This is a genomic window from Streptosporangium sp. LJ11, assembly GCF_051918945.1.
In the GTDB taxonomy this organism is placed as follows: domain Bacteria; phylum Actinomycetota; class Actinomycetes; order Streptosporangiales; family Streptosporangiaceae; genus Streptosporangium.
Map to the genome: position 1 here is coordinate 32,856 of NZ_JBPXMB010000022.1, position 14,176 is coordinate 47,031.

Here is a 14,176-nt window from a genome sequence, read left to right on the forward strand (position 1 = left end):
CAGGTCCGAAGGGCCGCCGGGCGGGGACTCCCCGCTGTGTGCCGCGACCTTGATGCAACTGCTTCATGATTTGATACACATGCATTATTACCCTAGCGACCGGTGCGTTCACCGGCAAGGCAGGAGCACGGCATGCCCCCTAACCCGGAAGCGACCGGCAGGCGCCTGGTCGCGGCGGCCGAGCGGCTGTTCGCCGAGCGCGGGATCGACGGCGTGTCACTCCGCGAGATCAACGGCGCCGCCGGGCAGCGCAACTCGACGGCGCTGCAGTACCACTTCGGGGACCGCGCGGGCCTGCTGGGCGCGGTGCTCACCAAGCACCACCCCGAGATCGAGGCGCGCCGCCACCAGCTGCTCGACGAGTACGAGTCCCGGGGCGACCTGCCGGAGGCCGAGGCCCGCCGCACCCTCGCCGCCGCACTGGTCCGGCCGATGGCCGCCAAGCTGGCCGACCCCGACGGCGGCCGGTACTACCTGCGGATCATGGAGCAGCTCGTCCAGCGCACGCCCCTCCCCGCCACGCGGAGCACGGACCCGGGGCAGAGCATCGACCGCTGGCGCGAGCTCGTGGCCCCGCTGCTGTCCGAGGTCGCCCTGCGCCGGCTGCACCAGCGCTTCATGGCGATCCGGGTCACGTACGTGGAGCTGGCCCGCCGCGCCGCCGGGCCCGAGGGAAAGGACGACCGGCTCTTCACCAGCCACCTGATCGACGTCGTGTCGGCCGTGCTGGCCACCGAGGTCTCCGAGGAGACCGCGCGGCTCCTGGGAGAGCGCGACAGGAGGCGCGGCGAGCGGGACAGGGAACGCGACGGCAGGGCCGGGGAGGTCTCGGAGAACCCCGAGAACACGGCCCACGGCACCGCCGGGCTCGGCGAGGAGAACGGGCTCGGCGGGGAGGGCGGAGGGCTCGGGCGTCAGGCGCCCGCGTGAGCCGCCTGGAAGGCACCTCCCGCCGAGTAGGTGACCAGCGTGGTCAGCACTTCCTTGACCGAATCGCGCCTGCGCACGTCGCAGAGGACGATCGGGGCCACGCCGTCCAGGCCCAGCGCCCGCCGTACCTTGATCGGGTCGTGCCGCCGCGCGCCGTCGAAGCAGTTGACCGCCACGACGAACGGGAGCCCGCGCTGCTCGAAGTAGTCCACGGCGGGGAAGCAGTCCTGCAGGCGGCGGGTGTCGGCGAGCACGACCGCGCCGAGGGCGCCGACGGACAGCTCGTCCCACATGAACCAGAACCTGTCCTGGCCCGGGGTGCCGAACAGGTAGAGCCAGAGCCCGTCGCGGATGGTGATCCGGCCGAAGTCCAGCGCGACGGTCGTGGTGATCTTGGACTCCACGCCCGCGGTGTCGTCCACGTAGATGCCGCGCTCGCTCAGCAGTTCCTCGGTGTGCAAGGGCCTGATCTCGCTGATCGTGCCGACCATGGTCGTCTTGCCGACCCCGAAACCGCCGGCGACGAGGATCTTGATGGCCATGGCCGGGCTGTCCACCGGGGCCATCTCCGGCTCAGAGGCCGCGTATTCCATGCAGCACTTCCCTGTAGATGCGTTCGTCGATCGTCTTCCCCATCGGCCGGGGCCTGTCGATGGTGACCAGGCCCTCACGGCGCAGTTCGCTGAGGAGTACGCGGGTGATGTTGAGCGGCAGTTTGAGGTGCGCGGCGACGTCCGCCACGGGGGTGGGCCGGCGGCACGTGGACAGTACGTCGAGATGCTCGGGCACCAGCCCGACCGGCTCGACGGGCATCTCGACGGTCGTGACGATGGCCACCAGATCGAAGCTCTCCCCGACCGGGCGCGCCCTGCCGCCGGTCACCCCGAAGAGCCTGATCAAAGGCCCGGGATCCTCTCCCGTCACGTCCTCGCACCGTTCCAGGCGGGCGCCGGGGCAGCTCCCCTCGGCTGCGCGGACAGGTGCTCGCCGACGCGCTTGACCAGCAGCGCCATCTCGTAGGTCACCATGCCCAGTTCGGCGTCGCCCGCGGCCAGCACGGCCAGCCTGGCCCCCTGCCCCGCCGCGGTGACGAACAGGAAACCGCCCTCCATCTCGATGATGGTCTGCCGCACGCCGCCGAGGCCGAAGTGCCGCCCCGCGCCCAGCGCGAGGCTGTGGCTTCCCGCCGAGATGGCGGACAGATGCTCGGCGTCCTCCCGGGTCAGCTCCCGGGAGCCGCCCATCGCCAGGCCGTCGGCGGACAGCACGATGGCGTGCCGGATACCGGTGACCCGCTGGGTCAGGTCGTCGAGCAGCCAGCTCAGTTCAGATCTGGGGTCGGGCATCGGAGTGGCCATCCTTTCGCTTCCACACGTCCAGTTCCTGCTCGGCCTGGCTGCGGCCCTGCTGCCAGCCTTGTTGCATGGACGACATGAGGTTTGAGAGCTCCTCGGGAGTGCGCGCGCTGACGTCGCGCTTCTCGGGGGAACGCGTCTGGCGGAGCTGGGGGGCCAGATTAGCCTGCCGTACCCGCATCGGCAGCCCGTCCAGGTCGTCGTCGGTGTCCGGTACGAACACGGCCCGCCGCACGGGCGTCGGGGGGGTGGGGTCGGGGGGCACCTCGCGCCGCTCCTGGGCGGGGAACCAGTTCTGCGTGGTCTCGGAGGCGTTGGCCGTCACCTCGTCCTGCGCGCCGGAGAGAACCTTGGGCCACTCCTCCGGTGTCGCGCTCAGCGCCCGGACGGACCCGCCCGCGTGCGCGCCTCCCTGCCGCGCCCGGTGCGGCGTGGCCTCCGCGGCCAGCGACGCGCAGGTGGCGAGCAGGTTCTGCGGCAGCAACACGATCGCGGTGGTGCCGTCGTACGGCGAGGGGCGCAACACGACCTTGATCCCGTGCCGGGCGGCGAGCCTGGCCACGACGAACAGGCCGAGCCGGTCGCTGTCGGCCAGGTCGAACTCCGGCGGATCGGCGAGCTTGGCGTTGAGCTCGTCGAGGTTGGCCTGGCTCAGTCCCAGTCCCCGGTCCTCGACCTCCAGCGCGAAGCCGTTGGCCGCGATCATGCTCCGTACGTGCACCACGGTGTTCGGCGGCGAGAAGATGGTGGCGTTCTCCACCAGCTCGGCGATCAGGTGGATCACGTCGGTGACCGCGGCGCCGACCAGCAGCGGCGCCTGCGGCATGGGGAGCACTGTGACGCGGGTGTAGTCCTCGACCTCCAGCACGGCGCTGCGCACCACGTCGAAGATCGGCACCGGGTCGCGCCACCTGCGGGCCGGGGCCGCGTCGGACAGGATGATCAGGTTCTCCGCGTGCCGCCGCATGCGGGTGGTCAGGTGGTCGATCTTGAAGAGACCCTCCAGGGTCTCCGGCTCCTCGACGCGGCGCTCCATCGTGTCGAGGAGCGTGAGCTGGCGGTGGAGCAGCGCCTGGTTGCGCCAGGCGAGGTTCAGGAAGACCTGGCCGACGCCCTTGCGGAGCGTCGCCTGGCCGACCGCGGCCTCCACCGCGGTACGCCGCACGGCGGAGAAGGCGTTCACGACGCGGTCGACCTCGGCGGTCTTCGCCGGGGCCAGTTCGGGGGCCTCGGTCGCCGGGTCCACGTCCTCGCCCCTGCGCAGCCGCTCGACCAGCCGGGGCAACCGCTCCTCGGCCAGTTCCACGGCCGACGCCTGGAGCCGCTTCAGCTCGGAGATCAGGGAGCGGCCGAACCGGTAGGAGGCCATGATCGAGATGATGATCGCGAGCAGGCCCAGTCCCAGGATCAGCGCGACCCGCAGGTAGGCGTCGTTCCTGAGCGTTTCGCCCTTGGCCGCGGCGCGGGCCAGCTCCTGCACGCTCTGCTTGGCGACGGCGCCGATGACGGCCTCGGCGTCGCGCTTCCACTCGCCGGCGTCCAGCGGAGGCTTGCCGATGAGGTTCCAGGAGAAGATCCTGTCCTCGTTGGCCTTGAATCGCAGGTAGGCCGGACTCTCGACGAACGTCTCGTACCCCGCCCGCAGCTCGGGCCCCATGTCCCGTTCCGCGTAGGCCAGGTGGTTTCTCCGGCTGGCCATCGCCGAGACGAAGGCCGCGTGCTCGGCGGGCGTCATCTCGCCACGCTTCATCGCGGCGGTGAGCACGGCGTGCTCCCTGCTCGCGTACTCGCCGGCGGTGCTGTAGGCGCCCATGCCGCGGACGACGCGGAAGGACGACACCTCGGCGATCGCGTCGGAGTCGCCGAACTGCCGGTTGGCGACGCTGACGAACTCGTTGTAGCCGTCGGTGACCTGGACGGGCTTGATCGCACCGCTGTCGGCGAAGGTGCGTATCTGGATGAGCCCGTCCATGGCCGCCAGCAGCGCCCGCACGTCCGTCGGGGCGTTGTCGGGCTCGTAGGCCTCGGCGGACGTGATCGCCTGGCGCACCAGGTCCAGCTTGGTGTTCGTGGCCCGCCGCTGCTCGGTGAGCGCCCTGCTGTGGGCGGTGGCGCCGGCCGCGTCGGCGGAGAACTGGCGCTCCCGCTGGATCTCGACGATCAGCTGCCGGATCGGCGCCCCGATCACCTGCCAGCGGTTCTGGGTCTGGGCGATGCCGGCGACCTGCGCGATGGTCGAGTAGGCGATGAACACCCACAGGACGATCAGCGAGAGCACGGGAAGCAGGAGGATCCGGAGGATCTTCCAGCGAATCGGAGGGGGGGAACTCATTCGACGTGTCCAATCCGCGGTTCCTGTGCGTGGCCGACAGCCGCGGGCGAGAAGTGCCCCGCGGTCGCACGCCGCGACTGGTGCGTGTGTGATTCGACACACTATGCCCATGGGACATATCGAGCTTCAAGCCACCAGAGCGAATATTGGGTATCAATGTTCGCGGTGAGCCGGGTGACCGCTTTATCGTGCAAACCAGGATTTTCGGCAATCACCCAGCTCACACCGGGTGCCGTCGAGAGCGGGCACCCCTCGCCCCTCGCCACGGATTGACATCATTCCGTCACCATTCGCCGCCGGCCGGCGGTCGCCCATCCGGCGATGGGCGACCGGGCCGGCGGGCCTGGATCAGCGGCGGGCGTCTTCGAGAACCCGCCGCGCGTCGCTCTCGAAGAAGCCGCGCGCGGACAGGGTGAGCAGGCCGCCGATCACCATGGGCACGATGAGGACGTACATGGCGGAGATGAGCGAGCCGGTGCCGTCGGAGGCGATGCCGACGACCAGCGGTCCGAACGCCGCGCCGGCGGTGATGAGGACCTGCAGGACGGCGAAGCCGAGGCCGCGGGAGGCCGCGCCGATCACGTCGGCGAGCGAGGCGGTCATGTTGGGGATGGCCATCGACGTCAGCACGCTGGAGGCCGTGACCACGACGCAGAAGGCCGCCAGGGAGTCCATCGTGAGCGCGACGGCCAGGACGAGCGACCCGGCCGTGATGCCCCCGCCGCCCGCCAGGAGCCTGCCGCCCTTGCGGGTGCCGTGCCAGCGCCGGCCGAGCCACGAGCCGATCAGGGTGCCCGAGACCACGCCGACGATGGTCATGAGACCGCCCAGCGAACCCGCGGCGGCGGGGCCGATGCCGAAGTTGCGCACCAGCAGCGAGGGCAGCCAGTAGAAGATTCCGGCCAGGCCCAGGCTGAGCAGCATCAGGCCGATGGAGACCGCGAGCAGGGTGCGGATGGTGAGGACCTCGCGCAACTGGCGGGCGAACGGCGGCTTGGGAGCGGGCGCCTCGGCGGTGGCGAGGCCGGAACCGGCGTCGAGGACGGTGCCGGGACCGGCGGGGGCCGCGTTGGCGACGAGCCGGTCGAGGTTGCCTCTGACGGGCTCGTGGAGCCGCCACGCGAGGAGTGCGGTGAGCACGCCCGGCACGACCATGATCAGAAACGCGCTGCGCCAGCCGAACGCCTCCGCGAGCACGCCGCCGAGCAGCGTGCCGACGCCCCCCAGGTAGGCGGTCACCCGGGTCCAGCCGTAGGCCTGGGCCCGGGTGACCGGGGGGTAGTAGTCGGCCAGGAGGCTGCCGGCGGCCGGATTGTCGATGCTCTCGGCGGCGGCGAGGAAGACGCGCATCGCGTAGAACATCGCGAACCCGGTGGCCAGCCCCGAGCCGAGCGTGGCCAGGGCCCAGCAGAAGACGACGACGGCGATGATCCGGGTGCGGCTGCGCCGGTCGGCGAAGTACCCGGCGGGCAGCGCGACGAGCGCGGCCGCCAGGGCGGAGGCGGTCGGTATGGAACCGGCGACGGTGTCGCTGAAGCCCCACTCGGCCTGGATGAGCGGCAGCACTCCGGACAGCAGGTTGAACTCGATGCGGTCGACCAGCCCGACGATGAAGAGCACGACCAGGGGGGCCCAGCCGTAGGGGGCACGAGACCCGGCGTCGACCTCTCCGTTGCGAGGCGCTCCGAGTTTCAGTCGTGGGGTGGTGGGCGTGTCGACCATGCGCCGGCCTTCCTGTAGCCAAAATCTAGAATCCGCTTCTAGAGCTTTGTTATGGAGGGTGGCACAGATCACAGCGCCGGTAAATGGCCGAAATACGAGATGTGAGATTCGGCGCGTCGCGGAGCCCGGTTCTCCTACGGACCGTCGCGAGGGGCGGACAGGGAGGACGGGGAAGGACCGCCCGCCGGACCCCGCGAGCCGTCCGGAACGGGACCCTCGGGCCTGTCCCGGGAACCCACACCGGCGGACCGGAAGCCGTCATTCGCGACCCGGTAGTCCTCCCGCGCGGCCTCGGGCTCGCGCACGGCCTCGGACTCGCGCACGGCATCGGACTCGCGGGCGGCCTCGGAACGGGCACGGCGGGCGGCCAGGTCGATCACGGTGCCCTCGCCGGTGGCGGTGAGCGCCGCCGCGAAGAGGATCAGCTGGTTGAGGATCTTGAGGAAGACGAGCATCCCCACGGCACCGGCGACGACGTGGTAGGCGGGATTGCCCACGGTCATCTCCAGGTAGACCTGGCCCAGGGACTTGAGCACCTCCAGCCCCGCGGTGATGAGCAGGGCGGGCCAGATGACCCGGCGCGACGACAGCCGCAGGCGCGGCGGAGCGCAGAGCAGGGCGATCGCCAGCATGGTGTTGACGGCCAGTCCGATCACGAACGCGGCGGCCGACAGCAGCCACCGCGACAACGCGTCGTCGACGCCCACCGTGTGCAGGAACAACCAGTTCAGCGCCGTCTCCGCGACGAAGGCCACCGCGAGCGAGGCGGACAGCAGCAGTCCCAGACCGGCCATCACCCCCAGGTCGACGACCTGGCGCATCACGAAGCGGCCCGGATACTCCTCGATCCGCCAGATGGCCCTGATCGCCGAGCGCAGGGCGTCCATCCAGAACAGGCCGGTGAGCGGCAGGCCGACGAAGGCGATCGCCCCCGCCGTGGCCCTGGCGCTCTGCAGCGCCCGTACGTCCAGGCGGGGGAAGTTCTCCGAGAGGTAGCCCTCGACGGCGCGCACCACCTGCGGGTCGTCGAGGACCTGCCCGATGACGGCGAAGCCGAGCAGCCCCAGCGCGAACACGGCGAAGAAGGAATAGTAGGTGAGCGCCGCCGAGAGCCGTCCGGCGTCCACCTCGTCGTAGCGCACTCCGGCGCGCACCAGGTGGTCCAGCCAGCCGTGACGATGACGAGCACGCGTCCACGCCCCGGCGATACGCGCGGTGAGACCCGTGACCGTCATACCAGGGTCTCTACCCCCGGCCCTCCCACCTACCACAACCGGCGCACCTCGCCCGCGCCCCGCCTCCTGCCGTCACGTGTCCCGCGTGACACCCGGCCGCCACACCGCCCGCGGAACGCCGGGCCGCCACAGGCTCACGCGACGTTCGGCAGCGACGGGACTCACGGGACGCCCGGCCGTCGCGCGTCCCGCGAGACACTCAGTCGTCGCCCGCCCTGCGGCCGAGGATCGAGTGGATCTCGAAGGAGGGGGCGCTGAAATCGGGAGCCGACATGATCTCCCGGACCTCCCGGAGCTGCCCGAGGGTCATCCCCGCCTCCACCAGACGGTCCTCCAGGTGGTGGCTGTTGCTGATCAGGAGGCCGAGTCCGGCGGAACCGCGCTCCCACACCTCGGTCCAGCTGGTCTGGTCGACGTCGACCAGACCCGCCGCCGCCATGTCCCGCGCGGCGGAGCCCCCCCAGGTCGGATCGCTGCCGGCCGCGCTCAGCACCCGGGCCATCGCCGTGACGTAGGCCCCGTACACCTCCCCCGCCCGCCCGCCGGAGGTGGGCGGCGCCACCCAGCGGGTGATGTCGATCTCGTCGAGCTGCAGCCAGCCACCGGGCCGCAGCGCGGCCCACAGGCGTCGCAGGACCTGGCGGCGCCGCGGCAGGTGGCTGAGCACGAGCCTGGCGTGGATCAGGTCGAACGCGGCCTCCGGCAGCGGGTCGGTGACGATGTCGTGGCGGGCCACGGTCAGCCCCGGCCTGGACGGGATCAGGCCCGGCTTGATGTCGGTCGCCAGCACGCGCCCGCCCGGCGCCACCCGATCGGCCAGCCAGAGGGCCACGCTGCCCCCGCCGGCCCCGACCTCCAGGCAGTTCCAGCCGGCGCCGACGCCGGTCAGGGCGAGGCGCTCGAAGGTCAGCGGATCCAGCAGCCGAGCGAGATAGTGGTGCTGGTCGGACGAGTGGTCCCCGTCGTTGTCGAACACGTAGTCGGACGCGGTCGCTGAGTTCTGCCCGGTCATCTGGACCCTTCCATGAGCGGTTACCTCGCCGCATGGTAGGTAGGGCGCCACGGGAAGTGACAGACCTCCGGCCGGACCTGGCCATCTTCTCTGGAGAACATATCCTCGCGGCTACAGTATGTCCGAATAAAGAACATATGTGCGATAGGTGAACAGTGCTGTATCACGAGATCGAAGGACCCGCCGACGGGCGGCCGGTCGTGCTGGCCGGCTCGCTGGGCACCACGCTGGAGATGTGGGATCCGCAGATGGAGGCGCTGACCGGGCACTTCAGGGTCGTCCGCTTCGACCACCGGGGCCACGGACGGTCCCCCGCGACCGGGAGGTGCTCGATCGCCGACCTGGCCGGTGACGTGCTGGACCTCCTCGACCTGCTGGAACTGCCGAAGGTGTCCCTCGCGGGGCTCTCGCTCGGCGGCATGGTCGGCATGTGGCTGGCCGCGCACGCGCCCGAGCGGATCGACCGGCTCGCGCTGCTGTGCACGTCGGCGAAGCTGGGCACCCCCGAGTCCTGGGCCGAGCGGGCGAGCGCGGTCCGCGAGGCGGGCACCGCGTCGATCGCCGAGACGGCCATGGCCCGGTGGTTCACCCCCGCCTTCACCGGGCGGGAACCCTACGCGACGATGCTCGGCGGCGTCTCCGCCGAGGGGTACGCCGCCTGCTGCGAGGCCGTCGGGGCCATGGACCTCCGCGCCGAACTGCCCCTGATCTCGGCGCCCACGCTCGTGCTCGCCGGGGCCGACGACCCCGCCACGCCGCCCGAGCACGCGGAACGGATCTCCGAGGGGATCGCCGGCTCCCGGCTGGTCGTCCTGCCCGGAGCGGCCCACCTGGCGAACGTCGAGCGCCCGGAAGCGGTCTCCGAGCACCTCGTCGGGCACTTCCTCCACGAGTGATCCGGAGTGATCCGGCGAAATACGGTGAGGTACCCCCGTGACGCCGGAAACAGGGGGGCACCATGGCGACCGTTGCCGAGCAGTTCATCGAGGTTCTCCGCCAGGCCGGGGTGGAACGGATCTACGGGGTGGTGGGTGACAGCCTGAACCCGGTGGTCGACGCCGTCAGGAAGGCCGGCGGCATCGAGTGGATCCACGTGCGCAACGAGGAGGCCGGGGCGTTCGCCGCCGCGGCCGAGGCACAGGTCACCGGGCGGCTGGCGGTCTGCGCGGGCAGCTGCGGGCCCGGCAACACCCACCTGCTCCAGGGTCTCTACGACGCCCACCGCAGCGGCGCACCGGTGCTCGCGCTGGCCTCGCACATCCCCTCCTCGGAGATCGGCACGGGCTTCTTCCAGGAGACCCACCCCGAGCGCCTGTTCGTGGAGTGCAGCCACTTCTGCGACATGATCGGCACTCCCGAGCAGATGCCCCGGGTGCTCCGTATCGCCGTCCAGCAGGCGATCGGCCTCGGCGGCGTCTCGGTCGTGGTGCTTCCCGGCGACGTGGCGCACCTGCCCGCCGCCCGCCCCACCGGCGAGCACGACGTCCTGACCAGGACCGGCACGGTCGTCCCCCACCCCGACCAGGTGGCCGAGCTGGCGGCGGCGCTGAACCGCGCCGAGAAGGTGATGCTGTTCTGCGGCGCCGGGACGCGCCACGCCCGCGACGAGGTCATGGCGCTGGCCGGACGCGTCCTGGCCCCGGTCGGGCACGCGCTGCGCGGCAAGGAGTGGATCCAGTACGACAACCCGTACGACGTGGGGATGAGCGGGCTGCTCGGGTACGGCGCCTGCTACGAGGCGATGCACGAGGCCGACCTGGTGGTGCTGGCCGGGACCGACTTCCCCTACGACGACTTCCTGCCGGGCGCGCGTACGGTCCAGATCGACCACGACGCGGCGCGGCTGGGCCGCAGGACCCCGCTGGAGCTGGCCGTGCACGGCGACGTCGGCGCGACGATCCGCGCGGTGCTGCCCCATGTCGCCCAGAAGACGGACCGCCGCCATCTCGACAGGATGCTGGGTAAACACCTCAAGGCGCTGGAGAACGTCGTGGAGGCGTACACCCACGACATCGAGCACCACCTCCCGATCCACCCCGAGTACGTCGCGAACCTGGTGGACGAGCTGGCCGCCGACGACGCGGTGTTCACCGTGGACACCGGGATGTGCAGCGTCTGGGCCGCCCGTTACATCAGTCCCGGCGAGCGCCGCCGCGTGATCGGCTCGTTCGTGCACGGGAGCATGGCCAACGCCCTCCCTCACGCCATCGGCGCCCAGTTCACGGACCGGCGCCGGCAGGTCGTCTCGCTCTCCGGGGACGGCGGGCTCGGCATGCTCCTCGGGGAGCTTCTCACCGTCCGGCTGCACGACCTGCCGGTGAAGACGGTGGTGTTCAACAACTCCTCGCTCGGCATGGTGAAGCTGGAGATGATGGTGGACGGGATGCCCGACTTCGGCACCGACCACGCTCCCGTCGACTACGCGGCGATCGCCGCCGCGGCCGGGATCGGGTCGCTGCGGGTGGAGGATCCCGCGGACGTACGGGAGGCCCTGGCCACGGCCTTCGCGACCCCCGGGCCCTTCCTCCTGGACGTGGTCACCGACCCGGACGTGCTGGCCATGCCGCCGAACATCAGCCGGGCGCAGGTGAAGGGGTTCGCCCTGGCCGCGGGCAAGATCGTGCTAAACGGCGGGGTCGGGCGCATGATCGAGATGGCGAAGGCGAACCTGCGGAGCATCCCGCGCCCCTGAACCGCACGGTCCCGGGCACCCGGGCCGGCCCGTGCCGGATCCGGCAGGAATCGTCGGTGCCGAGGTTCACAATGGGCGCCATGGACAACTGGCGTGAGATCCGCGAGACGCTGCGCGAGTTCGCGCTGCGCCTGCCGGAAGCCTACGAGGACCACCCCTGGGGCGACACGGTCGTCAAGGTCAACAAGAAGATCTTCCTCTTCCTCGGCGTCGACGAGCCGACCGAGAAGTGGAGCCCGAGCATCGGGGTGAAGTTACCCGAGTCGAACGGTCACGCGCTGGCGGTCGAGGGCGCCAGGCCGTCCGGCTACGGGCTGGGCAGAGCGGGGTGGGTGTCGATTCCCCTGACGGGTTCCGGCGCGCTCCCGGAGACCGAGATGCTCCTCGACTGGGTCGAGGAGAGCTACCGCGCCGTCGCTCCCAAGAGGCTCGTCGCCAGGCTCGACGCGCCCTCGCAGCCCGGCGACGAGTCGGCGCGCACCGGCGGGCAATCACTCTAGCCCCCTTCCCCCCACCTTTCCCTATTCAGTGGACGGGGTCTCGGCGTGTCACCACATGACCCTCAATCGCGACTGTAAGCATCATCACTGTCACGCTGAGTGGCTCGGTGTACCGACAAAAGCCGTATTTTCGGTCAGCGGATTGGTCGCGGCCGCGGACCACGCCTTGAAGGGAATGGTGTCTCCATGCTCACTCCCACCCCTGAAACAAGTGCCGCGACCAAGCGTGAACGGCACAAGGGGCGCCGGCCGACGAAAGGGCCGACGATGCTGGCCCTGGCCGGATCCCTCTCCGTGGCCCTCATCGCCCCCGTTTCCCCCGCGTCCCCCGCCCTCCCCTCACCCGCCACCGCGTCCGCGCTCAGCGACCCGCCACCCGACTCGGACTCGAACTCGGACTCGGACTCGTCCGTCAGGTCGACCAGCACCTCCACCAGCACCTCCACCAGCAATTCCGCCCCTGACGACACCGACTCCGAGACCGACACCGGTCCCAACAGCGAGACCACCACCGGCACCGGCACCGACTTCGGCACCGACGATGACGATGACGATGACGACGGCCCCCGCCACACGCTTCTGGAGCAGGCGCGCAAGAAATGCAAGCCGAGGTCCTTCTTCAGGTTCCACTCCTTCAGGCCGAGGAATTTCTTCGTTCCCCGTACGCGCTTCATCGACGGCCCCGGCGGCACGATGACGGTTTCGGTCACCCGGCAGCACCGCGTGTACGCCGAGATGGAAATCGAGCGGGAAAGAATCGGCGAGATCGACAGGGACGAGCTGATCCGCCAGTTGCGAAACATGGTGAACCCGTTGCTCGCCGAGGAGTACATCGTCGAGACCGGGCACGAATACGTGCAGGAGATCACCGACGGCAAGTACGGAAACATGTGGTACCGCGTTTTCGGTTACCGGGTGGGCTTCTCGGCGTGGCGGCAGATCTACAGCTGCCGGGTGCGCAAGATCGCCGCCGGAGTGGCCAACGTCCCCGCGCGGGTGGAGGGCTGGAGATACTGGGAGACCGACCACCCGATGTACAAGGGACGCCGCCTGAGCAGGCGCTGAGGCCCGCTTCCCTCAGCCGTCGCCCGCCTTCTCCCGGCCGGGACGCCTTTCCCTCAGCGGGATCCCCTTCTCCCGGGTGACGGTGATCTCAGGTGACGGTGAGGCGGTGGTTGTAGCGGTCGTCGCGCCAGTGCTCCTTCTCCAGCACCTCGGTCAGGATCACGGCAGCGTCGTGGACGTCCGCGAAACGGATGTAGAGCGGCGCGAACCCGAACCTGAGGACGTCGGGAGCCCGGAAGTCGCCGTGGACGCCCCGGTCGATCAGGGCGCGCATGACCGGGTAGCCGTCGGGGTGGCCGAAGCTGACCTGGCTGCCCCTGCGCTCCGGGTCGCGGGGCGAGACCAGCTCCAGCCCGTACGGCGCGCAGAGCTCCTCGACGAGCTCGATGAAGATCGATCCCAGCGCCACGCTCTTGGCCCGTACGGCGGCCAGGTCGACGCGCTCCCAGATGTCGAGCGAGGCGTTGAGCGAGGCGAAGGACATCACGTGCGGGGTGCTCACGGTGAAGCGCCGGATGCCGTCGGCGGGGCGGAAGCCGGGCTCGAACGCGAACGGCGCCGCGTGGCCGTGCCAGCCGGTCAGCATGGGCCGCGCCTCGGCCTGGTGGCGCGGGTGGACGTAGACGAAGGCCGGGGATCCCGGGCCGCCGTTCAGATACTTGTAGGTGCAGCCGACCGCGAAGTCGGCCGCCGAGACGTCCACCTGGTAGGCGCCGGCGCTGTGGCACAGGTCCCAGATCATCAGCGCGCCCGCCGCCTGGACCAGCGCGGTGACCGAGGCCGTGTCGTGGCGGGCCCCGGTCCGGTAGTCCACCTCCGACAGCAGCACGCACGCGACCTCGTCGGAGAGGGCGCCGGCGAGGTCGTCGACGCCGGTGACGTCGCGGATCTCGTAGCCGCCCAGCGCCTCGGCCAGCCCCTCGACCACGTAGCGGTCGGTGGGGAAGTTGGCCAGGTCCGAGATGACGACCCGGCGCCCGGGGCGCAGCCCCAGGGCGGCGGACACGGCCTTGACGATGGAGATCGAGGTGCTGTCGCCCACCGCCACCTGGCCGGGGCCCGCGCCGATCAGCGGGGCGAGTCGGTCGCCCGTGGTCAGCGGCAGGTCGAACCAGCCGGAGGTGTTCCAGGCGCCGACCAGGCGGCCTCCCCACTCCTGTTCCACGGTCCGCGTCACCGCCGCGGCCGCGGTCTTCGGCGGGGCGCCGAGGGAGTTGCCGACCAGGTAGATCGTCCCGTCGGGCAGGACGAACTCGTCCCTGATGTGCTTGAGGGGGTCGGCGGCGTCGAGCGCGATGCACTCCGCACGGCTGATGGCCACGAATCGTCTCCC

General features: G+C 70.8%; 13 protein-coding genes. 5 read left to right on the forward strand and 8 right to left on the reverse strand.

Annotated elements, in window-relative coordinates:
- Nucleotides 1-132: 132 nt before the first annotated feature.
- A complete protein-coding gene (locus tag ACTOQ3_RS29430) occupies nt 133-930 on the forward strand; it encodes a TetR/AcrR family transcriptional regulator (protein ID WP_440086690.1) in 798 nt (265 codons plus the stop codon).
- On the opposite strand, the gene ACTOQ3_RS29435 is transcribed toward ACTOQ3_RS29430, so the two are convergent.
- From ACTOQ3_RS29435 to ACTOQ3_RS29465, 7 genes are all read right to left on the reverse strand, one after another.
- Complete coding sequence (locus tag ACTOQ3_RS29435; RefSeq protein ID WP_440086691.1) at nt 915-1,523, reverse strand: GTP-binding protein; 609 nt, start codon at nt 1,521-1,523, stop codon at nt 915-917. The genes ACTOQ3_RS29430 and ACTOQ3_RS29435 overlap by 16 nt on opposite strands.
- Nucleotides 1,504-1,830, reverse strand: a complete 327-nt coding sequence (locus ACTOQ3_RS29440; RefSeq protein ID WP_440071312.1) for a DUF742 domain-containing protein — start codon at nt 1,828-1,830, stop codon at nt 1,504-1,506. The genes ACTOQ3_RS29435 and ACTOQ3_RS29440 overlap by 20 nt, the downstream gene beginning before the upstream one ends.
- A 20-nt stretch (nt 1,831-1,850) precedes the next feature.
- Nucleotides 1,851-2,276: a roadblock/LC7 domain-containing protein gene (locus ACTOQ3_RS29445; protein WP_362695154.1), complete on the reverse strand. Its 426-nt coding sequence runs from the start codon at nt 2,274-2,276 to the stop codon at nt 1,851-1,853.
- Nucleotides 2,257-4,617 carry a sensor histidine kinase gene (locus tag ACTOQ3_RS29450; RefSeq protein ID WP_440086692.1) on the reverse strand — a complete coding sequence of 787 codons (2,361 nt, stop codon included), beginning with the start codon at nt 4,615-4,617 and terminating at the stop codon, nt 2,257-2,259. Before ACTOQ3_RS29450 ends, ACTOQ3_RS29445 begins: the two co-directional genes overlap by 20 nt.
- A gap of 348 nt (nt 4,618-4,965) precedes the next feature.
- Complete coding sequence (locus ACTOQ3_RS29455; RefSeq protein ID WP_440086693.1) at nt 4,966-6,339, reverse strand: MFS transporter; 1,374 nt, start codon at nt 6,337-6,339, stop codon at nt 4,966-4,968.
- Between the two features lie 134 nt (nt 6,340-6,473).
- Nucleotides 6,474-7,574, reverse strand: coding sequence for a YihY/virulence factor BrkB family protein (locus ACTOQ3_RS29460; protein ID WP_440086694.1), 1,101 nt, complete (start codon nt 7,572-7,574; stop codon nt 6,474-6,476).
- A 199-nt stretch (nt 7,575-7,773) separates the two neighbouring features.
- Complete coding sequence (locus ACTOQ3_RS29465) at nt 7,774-8,586, reverse strand: class I SAM-dependent methyltransferase (protein ID WP_440086695.1); 813 nt, start codon at nt 8,584-8,586, stop codon at nt 7,774-7,776.
- A 155-nt stretch (nt 8,587-8,741) separates the two neighbouring features.
- Here ACTOQ3_RS29465 and pcaD point away from each other — a divergent pair, with 155 nt between their 5' ends.
- The 4 genes from pcaD (at nt 8,742) to ACTOQ3_RS29485 (ending at nt 12,843) form a co-directional block, all read left to right on the forward strand.
- A complete protein-coding gene (gene pcaD, locus ACTOQ3_RS29470) occupies nt 8,742-9,482 on the forward strand; it encodes a 3-oxoadipate enol-lactonase (RefSeq protein ID WP_440086696.1) in 741 nt (246 codons plus the stop codon).
- A 62-nt stretch (nt 9,483-9,544) separates the two neighbouring features.
- Complete coding sequence (locus tag ACTOQ3_RS29475; RefSeq protein ID WP_440086697.1) at nt 9,545-11,278, forward strand: pyruvate dehydrogenase; 1,734 nt, start codon at nt 9,545-9,547, stop codon at nt 11,276-11,278.
- Nucleotides 11,279-11,358: 80 nt separating this feature from the next.
- On the forward strand, nt 11,359-11,778 hold the full coding sequence (locus tag ACTOQ3_RS29480; protein WP_440086698.1) for an MmcQ/YjbR family DNA-binding protein: 420 nt from the start codon (nt 11,359-11,361) through the stop codon (nt 11,776-11,778).
- Between the two features lie 186 nt (nt 11,779-11,964).
- Complete coding sequence (locus ACTOQ3_RS29485) at nt 11,965-12,843, forward strand: hypothetical protein (RefSeq protein WP_440086699.1); 879 nt, start codon at nt 11,965-11,967, stop codon at nt 12,841-12,843.
- Nucleotides 12,844-12,931: 88 nt separating this feature from the next.
- On the opposite strand, the gene kynU is transcribed toward ACTOQ3_RS29485, so the two are convergent.
- Nucleotides 12,932-14,164, reverse strand: coding sequence for a kynureninase (gene kynU / locus ACTOQ3_RS29490; RefSeq protein ID WP_440086700.1), 1,233 nt, complete (start codon nt 14,162-14,164; stop codon nt 12,932-12,934).
- Nucleotides 14,165-14,176 lie beyond the last annotated feature (12 nt).

Bases quoted from the DNA above. Each gene is read 5' to 3' on its own strand.
- ACTOQ3_RS29475 (WP_440086697.1), top strand. From the start codon at position 9,545: ATGGCGACCGTTGCCGAGCAGTTCATCGAGGTTCTCCGCCAGGCCGGG.
- ACTOQ3_RS29480 (WP_440086698.1), top strand. From the start codon at position 11,359: ATGGACAACTGGCGTGAGATCCGCGAGACGCTGCGCGAGTTCGCGCTG.
- ACTOQ3_RS29465 (WP_440086695.1), bottom strand. From the start codon at position 8,586: ATGACCGGGCAGAACTCAGCGACCGCGTCCGACTACGTGTTCGACAAC.
- ACTOQ3_RS29450 (WP_440086692.1), bottom strand. From the start codon at position 4,617: ATGAGTTCCCCCCCTCCGATTCGCTGGAAGATCCTCCGGATCCTCCTG.
- ACTOQ3_RS29460 (WP_440086694.1), bottom strand. From the start codon at position 7,574: ATGACGGTCACGGGTCTCACCGCGCGTATCGCCGGGGCGTGGACGCGT.
- ACTOQ3_RS29455 (WP_440086693.1), bottom strand. From the start codon at position 6,339: ATGGTCGACACGCCCACCACCCCACGACTGAAACTCGGAGCGCCTCGC.
- ACTOQ3_RS29485 (WP_440086699.1), top strand. From the start codon at position 11,965: ATGCTCACTCCCACCCCTGAAACAAGTGCCGCGACCAAGCGTGAACGG.
- ACTOQ3_RS29430 (WP_440086690.1), top strand. From the start codon at position 133: ATGCCCCCTAACCCGGAAGCGACCGGCAGGCGCCTGGTCGCGGCGGCC.
- ACTOQ3_RS29445 (WP_362695154.1), bottom strand. From the start codon at position 2,276: ATGCCCGACCCCAGATCTGAACTGAGCTGGCTGCTCGACGACCTGACC.
- ACTOQ3_RS29435 (WP_440086691.1), bottom strand. From the start codon at position 1,523: ATGGAATACGCGGCCTCTGAGCCGGAGATGGCCCCGGTGGACAGCCCG.